Source organism: Citrobacter enshiensis, assembly GCF_029338175.1.
Taxonomy (GTDB): Bacteria; Pseudomonadota; Gammaproteobacteria; order Enterobacterales; family Enterobacteriaceae; genus Citrobacter_D; species Citrobacter_D enshiensis.
Genome location: NZ_CP119862.1, coordinates 1,223,523 through 1,242,253 on the forward strand (window position 1 = coordinate 1,223,523; position 18,731 = coordinate 1,242,253).

The 18,731-nt window shown below is 51.8% G+C and carries 21 protein-coding genes and 2 pseudogenes; 19 read left to right on the forward strand and 4 right to left on the reverse strand.

Translation table 11 applies throughout. The features are described from left to right. The first annotated feature begins 46 nt into the window (after positions 1-46). Positions 47-784 carry a tRNA(1)(Val) (adenine(37)-N(6))-methyltransferase TrmN gene (gene trmN / locus P2W74_RS05985; protein ID WP_276294290.1) on the forward strand — a complete coding sequence of 246 codons (738 nt, stop codon included), beginning with the start codon at positions 47-49 and terminating at the stop codon, positions 782-784. Here the strand turns inward: trmN and nadB are convergent. Next, positions 769-2,391: an L-aspartate oxidase gene (gene nadB / locus P2W74_RS05990; protein WP_276294291.1), complete on the reverse strand. Its 1,623-nt coding sequence runs from the start codon at positions 2,389-2,391 to the stop codon at positions 769-771. The genes trmN and nadB overlap by 16 nt on opposite strands. A gap of 273 nt (positions 2,392-2,664) precedes the next feature. Here nadB and rseD point away from each other — a divergent pair, with 273 nt between their 5' ends. The 12 genes from rseD (at position 2,665) to acpS (ending at position 12,160) form a co-directional block, all read left to right on the forward strand. Continuing rightward, positions 2,665-2,820, forward strand: a complete 156-nt coding sequence (gene rseD, locus P2W74_RS05995) for a rpoE leader peptide RseD (protein WP_276294292.1) — start codon at positions 2,665-2,667, stop codon at positions 2,818-2,820. Next, a complete protein-coding gene (rpoE, locus tag P2W74_RS06000; RefSeq protein ID WP_000003307.1) occupies positions 2,817-3,392 on the forward strand; it encodes an RNA polymerase sigma factor RpoE in 576 nt (191 codons plus the stop codon). The genes rseD and rpoE overlap by 4 nt, the downstream gene beginning before the upstream one ends. A 31-nt stretch (positions 3,393-3,423) precedes the next feature. Next, positions 3,424-4,074, forward strand: coding sequence for an anti-sigma-E factor RseA (rseA, locus tag P2W74_RS06005; RefSeq protein WP_276294293.1), 651 nt, complete (start codon positions 3,424-3,426; stop codon positions 4,072-4,074). Further along, the gene (gene rseB, locus P2W74_RS06010; protein ID WP_276294294.1) at positions 4,074-5,027 is read left to right on the forward strand and encodes a sigma-E factor regulatory protein RseB; all 954 of its coding nucleotides are present in this window, start codon (positions 4,074-4,076) and stop codon (positions 5,025-5,027) included. Before rseA ends, rseB begins: the two co-directional genes overlap by 1 nt. Continuing rightward, entirely contained in the window at positions 5,024-5,503 is a 480-nt protein-coding gene (rseC, locus tag P2W74_RS06015) for a SoxR-reducing system protein RseC (protein ID WP_276294295.1), read from the forward strand. The genes rseB and rseC overlap by 4 nt, the downstream gene beginning before the upstream one ends. A 195-nt stretch (positions 5,504-5,698) precedes the next feature. Further along, on the forward strand, positions 5,699-7,498 hold the full coding sequence (gene lepA, locus P2W74_RS06020; protein ID WP_276294296.1) for a translation elongation factor 4: 1,800 nt from the start codon (positions 5,699-5,701) through the stop codon (positions 7,496-7,498). Positions 7,499-7,513: 15 nt separating this feature from the next. Continuing rightward, positions 7,514-8,488: a signal peptidase I gene (gene lepB / locus P2W74_RS06025; protein WP_276294297.1), complete on the forward strand. Its 975-nt coding sequence runs from the start codon at positions 7,514-7,516 to the stop codon at positions 8,486-8,488. Between the two features lie 224 nt (positions 8,489-8,712). After that, on the forward strand, positions 8,713-9,393 hold the full coding sequence (rnc, locus tag P2W74_RS06030) for a ribonuclease III (RefSeq protein ID WP_276294298.1): 681 nt from the start codon (positions 8,713-8,715) through the stop codon (positions 9,391-9,393). After that, on the forward strand, positions 9,390-10,295 hold the full coding sequence (gene era, locus P2W74_RS06035) for a GTPase Era (RefSeq protein WP_276294299.1): 906 nt from the start codon (positions 9,390-9,392) through the stop codon (positions 10,293-10,295). The genes rnc and era overlap by 4 nt, the downstream gene beginning before the upstream one ends. A gap of 13 nt (positions 10,296-10,308) precedes the next feature. Further along, positions 10,309-11,037, forward strand: coding sequence for a DNA repair protein RecO (recO, locus tag P2W74_RS06040; protein WP_276294300.1), 729 nt, complete (start codon positions 10,309-10,311; stop codon positions 11,035-11,037). Between the two features lie 11 nt (positions 11,038-11,048). After that, positions 11,049-11,780 (forward strand): pyridoxine 5'-phosphate synthase, encoded by a 732-nt coding sequence (gene pdxJ, locus P2W74_RS06045; RefSeq protein ID WP_276294301.1) that lies wholly within the window; start codon positions 11,049-11,051, stop codon positions 11,778-11,780. After that, entirely contained in the window at positions 11,780-12,160 is a 381-nt protein-coding gene (gene acpS, locus P2W74_RS06050) for a holo-ACP synthase (RefSeq protein WP_203360382.1), read from the forward strand. The genes pdxJ and acpS overlap by 1 nt, the downstream gene beginning before the upstream one ends. 12 nt (positions 12,161-12,172) lie before the next feature. Here acpS and P2W74_RS06055 read toward each other — a convergent pair whose 3' ends face one another. After that, on the reverse strand, positions 12,173-12,433 hold the full coding sequence (locus P2W74_RS06055) for a YfhL family 4Fe-4S dicluster ferredoxin (RefSeq protein WP_276294302.1): 261 nt from the start codon (positions 12,431-12,433) through the stop codon (positions 12,173-12,175). Between the two features lie 191 nt (positions 12,434-12,624). On the opposite strand from P2W74_RS06055, the pseudogene P2W74_RS23460 reads away from it, so the two are divergent. Both P2W74_RS23460 and P2W74_RS06060 read left to right on the forward strand, forming a co-directional pair. Next, positions 12,625-12,761 (forward strand): annotated as a pseudogene (locus P2W74_RS23460) (tyrosine-type recombinase/integrase); the annotation flags it as partial. Between the two features lie 215 nt (positions 12,762-12,976). Beyond that, positions 12,977-13,786, forward strand: coding sequence for a CatB-related O-acetyltransferase (locus P2W74_RS06060; RefSeq protein ID WP_276294303.1), 810 nt, complete (start codon positions 12,977-12,979; stop codon positions 13,784-13,786). A gap of 137 nt (positions 13,787-13,923) precedes the next feature. Here P2W74_RS06060 and P2W74_RS06065 read toward each other — a convergent pair whose 3' ends face one another. After that, positions 13,924-14,772, reverse strand: a complete 849-nt coding sequence (locus tag P2W74_RS06065) for a MurR/RpiR family transcriptional regulator (RefSeq protein ID WP_276294304.1) — start codon at positions 14,770-14,772, stop codon at positions 13,924-13,926. Positions 14,773-14,888: 116 nt separating this feature from the next. Here P2W74_RS06065 and murQ point away from each other — a divergent pair, with 116 nt between their 5' ends. From murQ to tadA, 4 genes and pseudogenes are all read left to right on the forward strand, one after another. Next, the gene (gene murQ, locus P2W74_RS06070; RefSeq protein WP_276294305.1) at positions 14,889-15,782 is read left to right on the forward strand and encodes an N-acetylmuramic acid 6-phosphate etherase; all 894 of its coding nucleotides are present in this window, start codon (positions 14,889-14,891) and stop codon (positions 15,780-15,782) included. A gap of 62 nt (positions 15,783-15,844) precedes the next feature. Then, positions 15,845-15,931 (forward strand): annotated as a pseudogene (locus tag P2W74_RS06075) (PTS transporter subunit EIIC); the annotation flags it as partial. 30 nt (positions 15,932-15,961) lie between these two features. Next, the gene (yfhb, locus tag P2W74_RS06080; RefSeq protein WP_276294306.1) at positions 15,962-16,597 is read left to right on the forward strand and encodes a phosphatidylglycerophosphatase C; all 636 of its coding nucleotides are present in this window, start codon (positions 15,962-15,964) and stop codon (positions 16,595-16,597) included. 55 nt (positions 16,598-16,652) lie between these two features. Further along, positions 16,653-17,156, forward strand: a complete 504-nt coding sequence (tadA, locus tag P2W74_RS06085; protein ID WP_276294307.1) for a tRNA adenosine(34) deaminase TadA — start codon at positions 16,653-16,655, stop codon at positions 17,154-17,156. Positions 17,157-17,164: 8 nt separating this feature from the next. Here the strand turns inward: tadA and mltF are convergent, their stop codons facing one another. Continuing rightward, entirely contained in the window at positions 17,165-18,712 is a 1,548-nt protein-coding gene (gene mltF, locus P2W74_RS06090; RefSeq protein WP_276294308.1) for a membrane-bound lytic murein transglycosylase MltF, read from the reverse strand. Between the last annotated feature and the right edge of the window lie 19 nt (positions 18,713-18,731).

Sequence of the window (18,731 nt, forward strand, 5' to 3'; positions counted from 1 at the left end):
TTTTCACTCGGTGCTATTGCCGTTTTTCCTGCAAGGTTGTGTTTTCATGCCCCAGTCTACCTCCGTCGTTCGTCGTAATGGATTTACTTTTAAACAGTTTTTTGTGGCGCACGATCGTTGCGCGATGAAAGTGGGAACTGACGGCATTCTCTTAGGTGCCTGGGCACCTGTCGCGGGCGTAAAGCGAGTCCTTGATATTGGTACGGGTAGTGGGCTGCTGGCGCTAATGTTAGCGCAGCGGACCGACGAAAGCGTCATCATTGATGCTGTAGAACTGGACGCTGAAGCCGCCGAACAAGCGCAGGAAAATATTGTGCAGTCACCGTGGGCGCATCGCGTGACGGTACACCCTGAAGACGTTCAGCAATGGGTTCCTCGTCAGACCGTTCGTTTCGATCTGATCATCAGTAATCCTCCTTATTATGAACAGGGCGTGGAATGCGCCACGCCACAGCGTGAACAGGCGCGTTATACCACGACGCTGGATCACCAGACGTTGTTAGCCAATGCCACGGAGTGCATCACGGAAGAGGGATTCTTTTGCGTTGTGTTGCCGGAACACATCGGCAACACATTCACACAACAGGCGTTAAGCATGGGTTGGCATTTGCGACTGCGTACCGATGTTGCGGAAACGGAAGCTCGCTTGCCGCATCGGGTGCTGTTGGCGTTTTCTCCGCAGGCCGGAGAGTGCTTTAGCGATCGGATGGTGATCCGTGGGCCAGACCAGCGTTACTCTGAAAGTTACACGGCGCTGACCCAGGCGTTTTATCTGTTTATGTGAGTGCTTAATGGAGAGAGCACCGATGGGCCGGATTCAGGCAACAAGGCTGGATAATCCAGCGTGTAATGCAAGCCCCGGCTCTCTTTACGTTGCATCGCGCAGCGGACGATAAGTTCAGCCACCTGCACCAGATTACGCAGTTCCAGTAAATTGTTCGACACGCGGAAATTGGCGTAATACTCGTCAATCTCCTGTTGCAGCATGGTGATGCGGCGCAGGGCGCGCTCCAGGCGTTTTGTGGTGCGGACAATACCGACATAGTCCCACATAAACAGGCGTAATTCGTGCCAGTTATGCTGAATAACCACCAGTTCATCCGGATTCTCCACGCGGCTTTCATCCCAGGCCGGGAGTTGGCTAACGCTACGGGCATAGGGCATACGACGGTCAATATCTTCAGCCGCTGACCAGCCGTACACCAGGCATTCCAGCAGCGAATTAGAGGCCATGCGGTTCGCGCCGTGCAGACCGGTGTAGCTCACTTCTCCGATCGCATACAGACCATCGACATCGGTTCGGCCAAAATCGTCCACCATAACGCCACCGCAGGTATAGTGCGCGGCAGGGACGATGGGCACCGGCTCTTTGGTGAGATCAATCCCCAGACCTAACAGTTTTTCATAAATCATCGGGAAGTGCTGACGGACAAACTCAGCGGGTTTATGACTGATGTCGAGGAACATACAATCGGCGCCAAGCCGCTTCATTTCATGATCGATGGCTCGGGCGACAATATCGCGTGGCGCCAGTTCGCCACGCGCATCAAAGTCCGGCATAAACCGTGTACCGTCAGGGCGTTTAAGGTGTGCCCCTTCGCCGCGCAGCGCTTCGGTGAGCAGGAAATTTCGCGCCTGTGGGTGATACAGCGCCGTGGGGTGAAACTGATTAAACTCGAGGTTGGCGACGCGACACCCTGCGCGCCAGGCCATGGCAATACCATCACCTGAGGAGATATCCGGGTTAGTGGTGTATTGATACACCTTTGATGCCCCACCCGTTGCCAGTACAACCGATTTGGCGTGGCAGGTCTCGACGGCTTCTTTATTACGATTCCAGATCCATGCGCCTACCACCCGGCGCGTTCCCGGCAAGCCAATTTTGTCGGAGATAATTAAATCAACGGCATTGCTGCGTTCCAGAACCCGGATATTAGGATGATTTTGCGCCTTGCTGACCAGCGTGGTCTCGACTTCTTTGCCGGTGGCATCGGCAGCATGCAGAATACGGCGATGGCTGTGTCCGCCTTCACGTGTCAGGTGATAGCTTTCTTCCCCATTAGCCTGAACATGAGTGTCAAACAGGACGCCCTGATCGATAAGCCATTGAACGCATGAGCGGGCATTGCTGGCGACGAACTCCACCGCGTGGCGATCGCAAATACCGGCACCTGCAATCAGCGTGTCTTCGACGTGGGAGTCAATACTGTCGGTCTCATCGAAAACGGCGGCAATACCGCCCTGCGCATAAAATGTCGAGCCTTCGCTGACAGGCCCTTTACTCAGGACAATGACCTGATGCTTTTCAGCCAGGCGCAGCGCCAGAGAGAGTCCGGCAGCACCGCTGCCAATAATCAACACGTCACAGGAAAGTTCAGGAATCGTATTCATTGTGTTTGTTTAATTTACTAAACAGTGTTTGGTCAGCATAGCACCACACTGCGCTTTACAGCACGTTTTATTTTTAGATGTGTTGCAACCACTAAACATGAAAGGAGAAGACTGTTGGATGTAAAATACGGAAAATATTTTGCGAAGCAGGTCGTTAGCGCCAGATTATGTGATGAAATAAAGGCGCTGTTAGGTTACTCTGCAAGCGACTAAATGGGCATTTCTAAACAGATAGTGCGTTGTTCAGACTCTGTAGACTTATAATGAGAGATAATGACCTGTCTACAACATGACAAACAAAAACAAATGCGTAACGGAACTTTACGAAACTCTGACACTCTAACCTGTTGCTTGCTCATAGTGCAGCTGATGGAGTGGCGTTTCGAGAGCGCGTGGAAATTTGGTTTGGGGAGACTTTACCTCGGATGAGCGAGCAGTTAACGGACCAGGTCCTGGTTGAACGGGTCCAGAAGGGAGATCAGAAAGCCTTTAATTTACTGGTGGTGCGCTACCAGCATAAAGTGGCGAGTCTGGTTTCCCGCTATGTACCGTCGGGCGATGTTCCCGATGTGGTGCAAGAGTCATTTATTAAGGCCTATCGCGCGCTGGATTCTTTCCGGGGAGATAGTGCTTTTTATACATGGCTGTATCGAATTGCAGTCAATACAGCTAAGAATTACCTGGTCGCTCAGGGGCGCCGCCCGCCATCCAGTGATGTGGATGCGATTGAAGCAGAAAACTTTGAAAGTGGCGGTGCGCTGAAAGAAATTTCGAACCCTGAGAACTTAATGTTGTCAGAAGAGCTGAGACAGATAGTTTTCCGAACTATTGAGTCCCTCCCGGAAGATTTGCGCATGGCAATTACCTTGCGGGAGCTAGATGGCCTAAGCTATGAAGAGATAGCCGCTATCATGGATTGTCCGGTGGGTACGGTGCGTTCTCGTATCTTCCGAGCGCGGGAAGCTATTGATAATAAAGTTCAACCGCTTATCAGGCGTTGACGATGGCGGGATACTGGAAAAGGTATTAGGCATGCAGAAAGAGAAACTTTCCGCTTTAATGGATGGCGAAACGCTGGATAATGAGCTGCTTCAAGCGCTGACTCATGACCCGGAAATGCAGAAAACATGGGAGAGTTATCACCTGATCCGCGATTCCATGCGCGGAGACACCGCTGATGTCCTCCATTTCGATATTTCCGCGCGCGTTATGGCCGCGATTGAAAGCGAGCCCGTACGCCAGGCGACGCCGTTGATCCCTGAGGCCCAACCCGCACCGCACCAGTGGCAAAAAATGCCTTTCTGGAAGAAAATGCGTCCGTGGGCGGCGCAACTCACCCAAATGGGCGTAGCGGCATGCGTATCGCTTGCAGTTATTGTTGGCGTCCAGCACTATAACGGACAATCTGAAACGTCCCAGCAGCCTGAAACGCCGGTATTCAACACCTTACCAATGATGGGTAAGGCTAGCCCGGTGAGTCTGGGGGTACCTTCTGATGCAACGGCCAGCGGTGGCCAGCAACAGCAGGTACAGGAGCAGCGTCGTCGTATCAATGCCATGCTGCAGGATTACGAACTGCAACGTCGACTGCACTCCGAACAGCTTCAGTTTGAGCAGGCGCAAACACAGCAAGCCGCTGTGCAGGTGCCAGGAATTCAAACTTTAGGAACGCAATCGCAGTAATGAAGCAACTTTGGTTTGCCATGTCACTTGTGACAGGTAGCCTGTTCTTCTCTGCTAACGCCTCGGCCAATCCTGCGTCCGGGGCGTTGTTGCAGCAGATGAATCTGGCCAGCCAGTCACTCACTTACGAGCTGTCATTCGTCAGCATCAATAAACAAGGCGTTGAGTCTCTGCGTTATCGGCATGCGCGCCTCGATAACCGTCCGCTTGCACAATTGTTGCAACTGGATGGCCCGCGCCGGGAAGTCGTCCAGCGTGGAAACGAAATCAGCTATTTCGAGCCTGGGCTCGAACCGTTTACCTTAAACGGTGACTACATCGTTGATTCCCTGCCTTCTCTGGTCTATACCGACTTTAAGCGACTCGCTCCCTTTTATGATTTTATCGCTGTCGGGAAAACGCGTATTGCTGACCGTTTGTGTGAAGTGATCCGTGTTGTTGCGCGTGACGGTACCCGCTATAGCTACATCGTGTGGATGGACACAGAGACCCGATTACCGATGAGGGTTGATCTACTGGATCGCGATGGTGAAACGCTGGAGCAGTTCCGTGTGATTGCCTTCAACGTGAACGATGATATCGGCAATACGATGCAGGCCCTGGCAAAAGCGAGCCTGCCGCCTCTGCTTTCCGTTCCTGCGGGAGAAAAGACCAACTTCAACTGGAGTCCATCCTGGCTTCCGCAAGGATTCAGCGAAATCTCCAGTAGCCGACGCCCGATTCCGACCATGGAAATGCCTATTGAGTCTCGTCTGTACTCCGATGGTTTGTTCAGTTTCTCGGTGAACGTTAACCGTGCGACGCAAGCCAGTACCGATCAACTGCTGCGTACCGGGCGCAGAACGGTAAGCACCAGCGTGCGCGAGAACGCAGAAATCACCGTTGTGGGTGAACTCCCGCCGCAAACGGCCAAACGCATTGCAGACAACATTAAGTTCAGGGCAGCGCAATGATCAAAGAGTGGGCAACGGTTGTCTCCTGGCAGGATGGTCAGGCGATGGTGAGTTGTGATGTTAAGGCATCCTGCAGCAGTTGCGCTTCCCGCGCGGGATGCGGCACTCGAGTGTTGAATAAACTGGGACCACAAACGACGCATACGATTGTGGTACCGAGTGCCGAACCGTTGGTTCCGGGTCAGAAAGTCGAACTGGGGATTGCCGAAGGGAGCCTGCTGGGGTCAGCGATGTTGGTATACCTGTCACCGCTGGCTGGACTTTTTCTGTTTGCTTCCCTGTTTCAGGTATTGTTCAGTTCAGATATCGCGGCACTGAGCGGTGCGATATTAGGCGGGGTCGGGGGATTTTTGATTGCACGTGGTTTCTCCCGCAAACTGGCAACGCGAGAAGCCTGGCAACCGGTGATTCTGAACGTTGCCTTACCGCCGGGAATGCTCCGCGTTGAGACCCCTCCAGCCGAAACGAGCCAGTGATTTCACTGGCTTTGTTGTATTTTGCATTGCAAAAGCGATGTTGTTTCCAGTTCCCGCTATCCTTGCTCTATGAACATTTCCTCGCCTCAGCGTTGTAGTGTAGAATGCGGCGTTTCACTTAAACAGACGTTAAGCTCAGAACAGCGACTTCTCAGAGCCTGTCGAACCAGGCGTAAGGCACAATAATTACTCTATATGAAGAACATACGTAACTTTTCAATCATAGCTCACATCGACCACGGTAAATCGACGCTGTCTGACCGTATTATCCAGATCTGCGGTGGCCTGTCTGACCGTGAAATGGAAGCGCAGGTTCTCGACTCGATGGATCTTGAGCGTGAGCGCGGTATTACGATCAAAGCGCAGAGCGTGACGCTCGATTTCAAAGCATCTGATGGTGAAACCTATCAGCTTAACTTTATCGACACCCCTGGCCACGTTGACTTCTCTTATGAAGTTTCCCGTTCACTGGCGGCTTGTGAAGGTGCATTGCTGGTGGTTGACGCCGGACAGGGCGTAGAAGCACAAACCCTGGCGAACTGCTATACCGCCATGGAAATGGATCTGGAAGTGGTTCCGGTCCTGAACAAAATTGACTTACCTGCCGCCGATCCTGAACGTGTGGCGGAAGAGATTGAAGACATTGTCGGTATCGACGCTACCGACGCTGTGCGCTGCTCCGCGAAGACCGGCGTTGGCGTACCGGACGTTCTGGAACGTCTGGTGCGTGATATTCCGCCGCCGGAAGGCGATCCGGAAGGCCCGCTGCAGGCGCTGATCATCGACTCCTGGTTCGATAACTACCTTGGCGTCGTCTCGCTGGTGCGTATTAAAAACGGTACCATGCGTAAAGGCGACAAAATTAAAGTGATGAGCACCGGGCAGGTCTACAACGCAGACCGTCTGGGCATCTTCACGCCGAAGCAGGTTGACCGTACTGAGCTGAAATGCGGCGAGGTAGGTTGGCTGGTTTGCGCGATTAAAGACATCCTCGGCGCACCGGTGGGCGATACGCTGACGCAGGCGCGTAACCCGGCGGAGAAAGCGCTGCCAGGCTTCAAAAAGGTTAAACCGCAGGTTTATGCGGGTCTGTTCCCGGTCAGTTCAGACGATTACGAAAACTTCCGCGATGCGCTCGGTAAACTGAGCCTGAACGACGCTTCTCTGTTCTACGAGCCGGAAAGCTCAACGGCGCTGGGCTTCGGCTTCCGCTGTGGCTTCCTGGGGCTGTTGCACATGGAGATCATTCAGGAACGTCTGGAACGTGAATACGATCTGGATCTGATCACCACCGCGCCTACTGTTGTTTACGAAGTCGAAACGACCAGCAAAGAAACTATCTATGTCGATAGCCCGTCCAAACTGCCGCCGCTGAACAACATCTATGAGTTGCGCGAGCCGATCGCGGAATGTCATATGTTGCTGCCGCAGGCTTACCTGGGCAACGTTATCACGCTGTGTATCGAGAAGCGTGGCGTACAGACCAATATGGTTTACCACGGTAACCAGGTGGCGCTGACCTACGAAATCCCGATGGCGGAAGTGGTGCTCGACTTCTTCGACCGTCTGAAGTCAACGTCTCGTGGCTACGCTTCGCTGGACTATAACTTCAAACGCTTCCAGACGTCGGACATGGTTCGTGTTGACGTGTTGATTAACAACGAGCGTGTTGATGCGCTGGCGCTGATTACCCATCGCGGCAACTCGCAAAGCCGTGGCCGTGATTTGGTTGAGAAGATGAAAGAGCTCATCCCGCGCCAGCAGTTTGATATTGCTATCCAGGCCGCGATTGGGACACACATTATTGCGCGCTCGACGGTGAAGCAGCTGCGTAAGAACGTGTTGGCGAAGTGCTATGGCGGTGATATCAGCCGTAAGAAAAAACTGCTGCAGAAGCAGAAAGAAGGTAAAAAACGAATGAAGCAGATCGGTAACGTAGAGCTGCCTCAGGAAGCGTTTCTCGCCATTCTGCATGTCGGTAAAGACAGCAAATAATCCTAAGGAGTTGGCATGGCGAATATGTTTGCCCTGATTCTGGTGATTGCCACACTGGTGACGGGCATTTTATGGTGCGTGGATAAATTTATCTTCGCGCCAAAACGTCGGGAGCGTCAGGCAGCGGCACAAGCCGCTGTCAATGAATCGCTGGACAAAGCCACGCTAAAAAAAGTGGCGCCTAAGCCAGGCTGGCTGGAAACCGGCGCGTCGGTGTTTCCGGTGCTGGCGATTGTGCTGGTTGTGCGTTCATTTATTTATGAACCTTTCCAGATCCCGTCAGGTTCGATGATGCCGACACTGTTAATCGGTGACTTTATTCTGGTGGAAAAATTCGCCTATGGAATTAAAGACCCGATTTATCAGAAAACCTTGATTGAAACCGGTCATCCAAAACGTGGCGATATCGTGGTCTTTAAATACCCGGAAGATCCGCGTCTGGATTACATCAAACGCGCTGTCGGTTTACCGGGTGATAAAGTCTCGTACGATCCGGTAGCGAAAGAAGTCACCATTCAGCCTGGGTGCAGCTCAGGTCAGGCATGTGAAAATGCGCTGGCGGTAACCTATTCCAATGTTCAGCCGAGCGATTTTGTGCAGACGTTTGCCCGTCGTAACGGAGGCGAAGCCAGCAGTGGATTCTTTGAAGTGCCGTTGAACGAAACCAAAGATAACGGTATTCGTCTGACTGAGCGCAAAGAGACGCTGGGTGAGGTAACACACCGGATTCTGACCGTGCCAATTGCACAGGATCAGGTCGGGATGTATTACCAGCAGCCGGGCCAGCAACTGGCAACCTGGATTGTACCGCCGGGACAATACTTCATGATGGGTGATAACCGTGATAACAGCGCGGACAGCCGTTACTGGGGATTTGTACCGGAAGCAAACCTGGTCGGTAAAGCAACGGCGATCTGGATGAGTTTTGATAAACAAGAAGGTGAATGGCCTACCGGCGTGCGTTTAAGCCGGATTGGTGGTATTCATTAATTCCTGATAAATGTTCATGTTGTCGTCGTAATGGCGACAACATGAATTATTTATTGGATAAATTTCCCCAGACTAACGACATCCTTTGTCGTTGTGTATAGAATATTCCCCCGAAGTTTAAGGTTGGCACCGTCTGGTCGCCACGGCACACGAAACAGCATTGGTTTCACATACAGGTCTGTTTCGTGTGCTGGATTGTTGACGCATTCATTTATTGGTATCGCATGAACCCCATCGTAATTAATCGGCTTCAACGGAAGCTGGGCTACACTTTTACTCATCAGGAGCTGTTGCAGCAGGCATTAACCCATCGTAGTGCCAGCAGCAAACATAACGAGCGTTTAGAGTTTTTAGGCGACTCTATTTTAAGCTTTGTCATCGCTAATGCGCTGTATCACCGTTTCCCGCGTGTGGACGAAGGGGATATGAGCCGTATGCGCGCCACGCTGGTGCGTGGTAACACACTCGCGGAATTAGCCCGCGAGTTTGATCTGGGTGAATGCTTGCGTTTGGGGCCGGGTGAATTGAAAAGCGGCGGCTTCCGTCGTGAATCTATTCTGGCCGATACCGTAGAAGCGTTAATTGGTGGCGTATTCCTCGACAGCGATATTCAGACCGTTGAGCAACTGATCCTTAACTGGTATCAAAGCCGTCTGGATGAAATTAGCCCAGGCGACAAACAAAAAGATCCGAAAACGCGCTTGCAGGAATATTTGCAAGGTCGTCATCTGCCGTTACCGTCTTATCTGGTGGTACAGGTGCGTGGCGAAGCGCATGATCAGGAATTTACTATCCACTGCCAGGTCAGCGGCCTGAGTGAACCGGTGGTAGGCACAGGTTCAAGCCGTCGTAAGGCTGAGCAGGCCGCCGCCGAACAGGCGTTGAAAAAACTGGAGTTGGAATGAGCGAAGATAAAACCTATTGCGGATTTATTGCCATCGTTGGTCGTCCGAACGTAGGCAAATCCACCCTGTTGAATAATCTGCTTGGGCAGAAGATTTCAATTACTTCCCGTAAGGCGCAGACCACACGTCACCGTATTGTCGGTATTCATACCGAAGGGGCGTATCAGGCTATTTATGTTGATACCCCGGGTTTGCACATGGAAGAAAAACGCGCCATTAACCGCCTGATGAACAAAGCGGCGAGCAGCTCTATTGGCGACGTTGAACTGATCATTTTCGTTGTAGAAGGCACCCGCTGGACGCCAGACGATGAGATGGTTCTGAACAAACTGCGCGACGGTAAAGCACCGGTTATCCTGGCCATTAATAAAGTGGATAACGTACAGGAAAAAGCGGATTTACTGCCCCACCTGCAATTCCTGGCGAGCCAGATGAATTTCCTCGATATTGTGCCGATGTCTGCGGAAACCGGTATGAACGTGGATACGGTTGCGGGCATCGTGCGTAAACACCTGCCGGAGGCCATCCATCACTTCCCGGAAGATTACATCACCGATCGTTCCCAGCGCTTTATGGCTTCGGAAATCATCCGTGAAAAACTGATGCGTTTCCTGGGGGCTGAACTGCCGTACTCCGTTACCGTTGAGATTGAGCGTTTCATTACTAACGAACGCGGCGGCTACGACATCAATGGGCTGATCCTCGTTGAGCGTGAAGGGCAGAAGAAGATGGTCATTGGCAACAAAGGGGCCAAAATCAAAACCATCGGTATTGAAGCGCGTAAAGATATGCAGGACATGTTTGAAGCGCCAGTACACCTGGAACTGTGGGTGAAAGTGAAATCCGGCTGGGCTGACGACGAACGCGCGCTGCGCAGTCTCGGCTATGGCGATGACGTGTAAGACGAAGAATATAATGGAAGGCTGGCAGCGCGCATTCGTATTGCACAGCCGTCCGTGGAGCGAAACCAGCCTGATACTGGACGTCTTCACGGAAGAGTCAGGTCGCGTGCGTCTGGTCGCCAAAGGCGCACGTTCCAAACGTTCTAATCTGAAAGGCGCTTTACAGCCTTTCACACCGCTCCTGCTTCGCTTTGGCGGTCGTGGTGAGGTGAAAACCTTACGCAGCGCAGAAGCCGTCTCCCTGGCGCTTCCTCTCAGCGGTATCACACTCTACAGCGGTCTCTACATCAACGAACTGGTTTCTCGTGTACTTGAGTACGAGACGCGCTTTTCTGAACTCTTTTTTGATTATCTGAACTGTATACAAACACTGGCAGGTGTCACGGGGACTCCCGAACCCGCTCTGCGTCGCTTTGAGCTCGCGTTGCTCGGTCACCTGGGCTATGGGGTGGACTTCACGCATTGTGCTGGCAGCGGTGAGCTGGTGGATGACACCATGACGTATCGCTATCGCGAAGAGAAAGGGTTCATCGCCAGCGTCGTGATTGATAACAACACCTTCACCGGACGACATCTGAAGGCGCTTGAGGCAAGAGAATTTCCTGATGTTGATACATTGCGCGCAGCGAAACGCTTTACCCGTATGGCGCTAAAGCCGTATCTTGGTGGTAAGCCGTTAAAAAGCCGGGAGCTCTTCCGGCAATTTATGCCAAAACGCGCAGTGAAAACGAATAACGATTAACGAGGATTGTCATGGCTGAATTACTGTTAGGCGTCAACATTGACCACATTGCTACTCTGCGTAATGCGCGTGGCACTGCATACCCGGACCCGGTACAGGCGGCATTTATCGCCGAACAGGCGGGGGCTGACGGTATTACCGTGCACCTGCGTGAAGATCGCCGCCATATCACCGATCGTGACGTGCGTATTCTGCGCCAAACGCTGGATACCCGCATGAACCTGGAGATGGCGGTGACGGAAGAGATGCTGGCGATTGCCGTTGAGACTAAGCCGCATTTTTGCTGTCTGGTACCGGAAAAACGCCAGGAAGTGACCACCGAGGGCGGTCTGGATGTGGCGGGTCAGCGTGACAAAATGCGTGATGCCTGTAAACGTCTGGCCGACGCAGGGATCCTCGTATCATTGTTCATTGATGCCGATGAAGAGCAGATCAAAGCCGCCGCAGAGGTTGGGGCGCCCTACATTGAAATTCATACTGGCTGCTATGCGGATGCAAAAACTGATGCTGAGCAGGCGCAGGAGCTGGCGCGTATCGCCAACGCGGCGACATTTGCGGCAGGTCTGGGGCTGAAAGTGAATGCGGGCCACGGCCTGACGTATCACAACGTGAAAGCCATCGCGGCGTTGCCGGAAATGCACGAGCTGAATATCGGGCATGCCATTATCGGACGCGCGGTGATGAGCGGCCTGAAAGAGGCGGTTGCTGAAATGAAACGTCTGATGCTGGAAGCGCGTGGCTAATGGCGATCCTGGGTTTGGGCACGGATATTGTAGAGATTGCCCGTATTGAGGCGGTTATCTCACGGTCGGGCGATCGTCTTGCAAGAAGAGTGCTCAGCGACAATGAGTGGGCCATTTGGGAAACGCACCAACAACCGGTGCGTTTTCTCGCCAAACGTTTCGCGGTAAAAGAGGCGGCGGCAAAAGCCTTCGGCACTGGAATTCGCAACGGTCTGGCGTTTAATCAGTTTGAAGTGTTTAACGATGAACTCGGCAAGCCGCGTTTGCGGTTGTGGGGGGAGGCGTTGAAGCTGGCGGAAACCCTCGGTGTGGCCAGTATGCACGTTACGCTGGCCGATGAACGACACTACGCCTGCGCCACGGTGATTATCGAGAGTTAAGCCTGGGCCGTTTTAGAGTTTGTCCGCGTGGTGCATCAGGACAAACTTATCCCACAACTGCTCCTGCGTTTCGACGTGTGCCGGATCTTTCAGAATTGTATTCGGGATCGGGCATACTTTCTGACAGGTTGGCGTGTCGTAATGGCCAACGCATTCGGTACATTTGTCGCTGTTAATCTCATAGATAGCATCGCCCATGGAAATAGCCTCGTTTGGGCATTCAGGTTCGCACATATCGCAATTGATGCAGCGTTTAGTAATGAGTAAAGACATTTCTGAAAATTACCGTTAAATCAGTTTGAAATCAGTAAATTATTGCTATTTTGCTTTATTTGCTTACGGTGCTCTATCCAGTGCATTTAACGCTGGCAAACTCAATCCTGTAACACAAAACTATTTGTCCGCTCGAAAAGACACCGCAACTGTGAGCCTGTTTTCAGAGCCTAAGCCGATAAGGAATGAGAATGCAGCGCACTGTAACACATAAACCGGATAGCCCCAATAATGACGATGTTTTAGCCGCAGCTGAAAAGTGGGATACCTGCAAATCTGCTATCCCAGTACAGACATTAAAATCTGTGTTGCTGCCGTCAAAACGATTCTCATCAGCCCACTGAATGGTCTGAACTCGCGATTCAACTGCCGTGCGATAAAGTATCAGGAATGGCTGCGGGTGGCCTGTGCGCCAAATCTGTTCGTGTTACGCCTAAACTAAAAGTTGCGATGATGTAGTGATATCATATTGTTATAGTTGATTAACGATAATACTTGGGTTATTGTTATTTAATATATGCTTATGGAAAAGACGACGAAGCTATGAGGGTTAAATTATATAAGTTTACTGAGGCTGGAAATAATAGCTATACGTTTCGCTGGACAAAAAGACATTATGAGTATTGCATGGATAATGATATATTTCTTAGCCATGGAAATAAAAAAATTTATAAGGAAAGGAATTTATTTCTTTTTTCAAAGGGCGATAAAATTAAAATTGAAGACAATGTTATCGCTGAGCAATACTCAACAATGCCGGTCAGGAACTTTTCCAGTGTTGGCGCGTTTTCATTTCCAACCTGTCATTTTTCAGGCAATGTAACTATTGGTAGGTTTTGCAGTATTGCATCAAATGTGAAGATTATGGGTGGCAATCATCCAATAAATCGCTTTACAACTCATATGGTTACTTATAATGGAGAGTTTGATAAGTATGCTATGAATGAGTTTAGTGGTTCATGGGAGTTGAAGCCGTTCATAACAAAAACCAACAACCCGATTATAGGTAATGATGTTTGGATTGGAAATGATGTCGTATTAAAAGGAGGGGTAAAGATTGGTGATGGGGCGGTTGTTGCGGCTAATTCAGTTGTGACTAAAGATATACCACCGTATGCCATTGTGGCAGGGATCCCTGCGAAAATCATCAGATACAGATTTGCATCTGATGTTATTGAGGAATTATTAAAAATAAAATGGTGGAACTATAATTACGTCGATTTACCTGACAATAATAAATGTGATGACATTAATTATTTTGTTAGGGAAATGAGTGATATGATTTCGGCTGGAAGCATAAAAGAAAAAATATATAAAAAATTTAATCTTTCAGAAGTATTCCGAACTCTTTGAACCACATTGGACTTTGCGGAATAACGCTGTTGAGTATCCAGAAGCCACAATTGATGCATTTTTTGGTGATTAACAGCGCCATCAGGATACTCTCAAAACATCACAAATCGGGCGGGCATTATACGCGCATTCTTTGCTCAGACCAGTTTTTTTACCAGCGCCTCGCTGTGTCTGATTCGTTCCGGCGCGTGTTCCAAATCCTGTTGAACCAGCGCCATAAAAAGCACATCGGTGAGCATCATTTGAGCATGCGTGGAAGAAATAGCCCCACTACGGGTGGCCTGCTCCTCCGCAATGGTATACAGGCAATGTGTGGCGCGCTGCTGCAATGCGTTAGGCGTAAATCCGGTGATGGCCAGGATTTTCCCTCCCACCAACAATGTTTCATCTGCCGCCAGATTAAGCTCTCTGCGCTCACCCGTGTAAGAGATAGCCAGCAGCAGATCCTCCGAAGAGAGCGCCTGAACCGTTGCCAGCAGGGCGTGCATATCGCGCTCGACGACAGCATTAAAGCCTATCTTCATGAGCTTCCAGGCAAAGTTTTGAGCAACAAGGCCAGACGCGCCAATCCCAGTCAGGACAATCCGGCGGGCGCGACGTAGCATCGTCACACTCTCTATCAGCTTTTCTTCACTGTTGACGTCGAGCGTAGCGTGCATCGCCGCCACATTTTCTTTAATCAGCTTTTCGCCAACCAGGCGCATGGGATCATCGCCACGGATCAGATTGTGGACGGGAACAGACTGAGGATTCGGATTACTCACCAGCGCTTCGCTGATCGCCAGTTTGAGTGCCGGAAAGCCTTTAAACCCCATTTTTTGCGCGAATTTCACCACGCTGGACTGACTGATGCCCACTTCGGCGGCAAGTTGCTGCGAGCTGAGATACCGCGCGTTATCCGGTTGCGAAAGAAGATAATCCGCAAGCTTCTTATCGCTTTGTGCGAGATGGGGATAACGCTGACGAATACGGATCAAACAGTTCATGGGCTCTCCTGGCGAAAACGTGATGGCGACAACGACACAAAATTTCACTCGCCTGAATGAATATAATATTCCATTATAGATAATTATTATGAATTAAAAATTCCTGAGGAGAAGAAATGAATCTCGGCGCGTTAGTTTCAGAAAGCCGTAATCCACAGACTATGGACCTCGATGCTTTATCCACGCTCGAGCTGGTTCATCGTTTTAATCAACAGGATACGCTGGTAGCGCTTGCAGTAAAAGAAACTCTGCCGGACGTTGCGCGTGCAGTCGATGCCGCTGCAAATGCGTTAAAGGCAGGGGGACGCATTATTTACATGGGGGCTGGCACCAGTGGACGGCTGGGTGTGCTTGATGCTTCTGAATGCCCGCCAACCTTTGGCGTACCGCATGGACTGGTCGTGGGATTGATTGCGGGGGGACCCGGCGCGTTGTTGAAGGCGGTCGAAGGGGCCGAAGATAGTCTGCAGTTAGGAGAGGACGACTTAAAAGCACTCAATCTGACCACGCAGGATCTGGTGGTTGGACTGGCGGCATCAGGTCGCACGCCTTATGTGATTGGCGGATTGACCTATGCCAACCAGACAGGATGCACCACGGTCGCGATTTCCTGTAATCCTGACTCTCCGATCGCGCGTGAGGCGGACATTGCGATTTCGCCGGTGGTCGGCCCTGAGGCGCTGACGGGGTCAACGCGACTGAAATCAGGTACTGCGCAAAAGCTGGTGCTCAATATGATCTCCACTGGCGCAATGGTGAAATTCGGCAAGGTATACCAAAACCTGATGGTCGATATGAAGGCCACCAACGTCAAGCTGATCGACAGGGCGTGTCGCATGGTGGTGGAAGCGACAGGGATTACGCGAGAAGAAGCACAAGCGCTACTGAAACAAACTGATTTTGAGGTTAAACCGGCCATTCTGATGGCGCTCTCCGGACTGGACGCGGCAGCCGCCAGAGAAAAACTGTCGGCTCACCAGGGATTTTTACGGGCAGCATTGGAAAACTAAAAAGACGAGCATGGCAGCGACGGGGGAGCGAGCTGTTCATCTTTGATGTGACACGACTGTGTGCATTAACGATTGTTGCCGGAAAAGTGATGTTCTATCTGTTAGGCTATTTAATAGCAGTTGTCGCCGGGTTTTTGCTGACCAGGTAGCCGGAGTTCAACGAACCAGAGGAGCAGGGTTTGACCAGCCACGAGCGTCGTGTCGTATTTTTTGATTTGGATGGTACGTTACACCAGCAGGATATGTTTGGCAGTTTCCTGCGTTATCTGTTGCGTCGCCAGCCGCTGAATGTGCTGCTCGTGCTGCCTTTACTGCCGATCATTGCGATTGCGTTGGCGATAAAAGGGCGGGCTGCTCGCTGGCCCATGAGTCTTCTGTTGTGGGGATGTACCTTCGGCCACAGCGAAGCGCGCCTGAAAGCGCGTCAGGCTGACTTTGTGCGTTGGTTTCGGGATAACGTCACCGCGTTTCCGATTGTGCAGGAACGTCTCACAACCTATTTGTTGAGTTCTGACGCCGATATCTGGCTTATCACCGGCTCTCCGCAGTCGCTGGTCGAGCAGGTCTATTTTGATACGCCATGGCTGCCGCGCGTTAACCTGATCGCCAGTCAGATCCAGCGAGGCTACGGTGGCTGGGTATTGCCCCTGCGTTGCCTGGGGCACGAAAAAGTCGCGCAACTTGAGCGGCAGATTGGCACGCCGCTACGTCTGTATAGTGGATACAGCGACAGCAAGCAGGACAACCCGTTACTCTACTTTTGTCAGCATCGCTGGCGCGTCACACCGCGCGGCGAGCTCCAGCAGCTGGAATAGTGCAAAGCAGAGCGTCTGTGTATAATGCGCCCGCTTTTATTACTGGAGTCTCCCTTTGTCTGAAGTCGAATTTAGCCACGAATACTGGATGCGTCATGCGTTGACGCTGGCGAAGCGCGCCTGGGACGAACGCGAAGTGCCGGTGGGTGCTGTATTGGTGTACAACAATCGCGTCATAGGCGAAGGGTGGAATCGGCCGATCGGTCATCACGATCCTACTGCGCATGCGGAAATTATGGCGTTGCGACAGGGGGGACTGGTGCTGCAAAACTACCGTTTGCTGGACACCACGCTGTACGTCACGCTGGAGCCTTGCGTAATGTGTGCGGGCGCGATGGTCCACAGTCGGATTGGTCGGGTGGTTTTTGGCGCGCGTGATGCAAAAACAGGCGCGGCAGGCTCGCTGATGGATGTCTTGCATCACCCTGGTATGAATCATCGGGTGGAAATCACCGAGGGCATCTTGCGTGATGAATGTGCGACGCTGCTGAGCGATTTTTTCCGCATGCGTCGTCAGGAAATCAAAGCGCTGAGAAAGTTATCGGCGACGCCTGAATAAGCGTCGCGTTAGTCTTCCGCTTTTTTCTTCGGCGGCAACAGTAAGGTCGGCGAAGGCATCAGGTAGGCCGAGGACGACTGAGACAAAAACGAGGAGAGGGAGAGCCTCTCTTTACCAAACTCCTCCGCAGACACCGCCGGGTAGTCCTGCGCCAGTTTCATCGTTGCTGCAGCCTGTTTTTCTTTCTCCTGCAGATAACCGACCAGGCTTATTTGATACTTGCGAATATTTTCCACATAGGCGTAAGCTTCATGCCCGCGCGCATAGCCATAGGTCAACTTACTGTAATACGGTTTCTGGCTGAGCAGCGGCAAGCGCTGCTTTACATCGGACCAACTGTCCGGATTCCCTTTGGTTTTTACCGTTAACGCCCGGGCGTCGAGCATGTGCGCATAGCCCATATTGTAAGCGATGAGCGCAAACCAGATACGCTCTTCTTCGGGGACGGTATCAGGGACTTTGCTCATCATATCCTGCAGATACCGCGCGCCGCCGCTGATGCTCTGTTCGGCGTCGGTCCTGTCGGTCAACCCCAGACTCTGGGCGGTATTCCTGGTGAGCATCATCATGCCGCGGACGCCGGTTGGCGAGGTGGCCTGCGCATCCCAGTGGGATTCCTGATACGCGATAGCCGCCAGTAAACGCCAGTCGATCTCCTGCGCATACTTCTGAAACAGTGGTTTCAGCTCCGGCAGCACGCTATCCACCGCGCGTAAGAAGGTGCGGGTATCAACATAATCAAAGTCGCCGCCGTGACCCAAATATTTCTCTTCCAGTCGCGCCAGAGAACCGTCTTCATTAATGGCGTTAAAAAAATCGAGCAGGGCTGCCGAGAGCGTATTGTCATCATCCAGTTGGCTGAACCAGGTGACAGGCTGCTCGTCGGTGATATCCAGCGCAACGGCCAGCTCAGGGTGTACGCGTTGGAACAAGCTGATGGCCACCGAGTCTGCGATGGTGTAGTCCAGTTCGCCGCTGATCACCGCTTCCATCAGTTCCGTTGTGCCTTTTTTGTCATCGACTTTCCAACTGAGTTCGGGGTACTTCGTCTCTTTCAGGGCGCGTAAGTGATTCACGACCACATGACCCGGCGCAATGGTGAGCTGGTTTTCATTCACGGTGGCAAGCGTTCGCGGGCGGTATTGTCCGACCCGATAGACCACCTGCTGAGAAACAGAGTAGTACGTTGGACCCGATTGGTAGTTTTTCACGCGCTCGCTGTTATAGACCAGACCTGCGGCCAGCAGGTCGGCATCGCCGCTGTCCAGATCGTCAAACAACTGGCTGATGTTCTGACGCACGGTGATTTTCAGCTTTACGCCTAAGTAGTTGGCGAACAACTGCGCCAGTTCATAATCCAGACCGAACTTTTTTCCATTGAGGGTTGAGTAGGTTAACGGTGAGTCAATGGTACTGACGCGCAGCTCTCCCCGCGCCTGAATGGCGGCGATACGATTATCGGCTTTACCGAACCAGGGGATTGATGGCCAGAGGGCCGCTGCCAGCAGCAGCGTCAGTATGCCGATGAACAGATAATTAATCTTTAATTTTTTCAATTAGTTAATTCTCTGAATC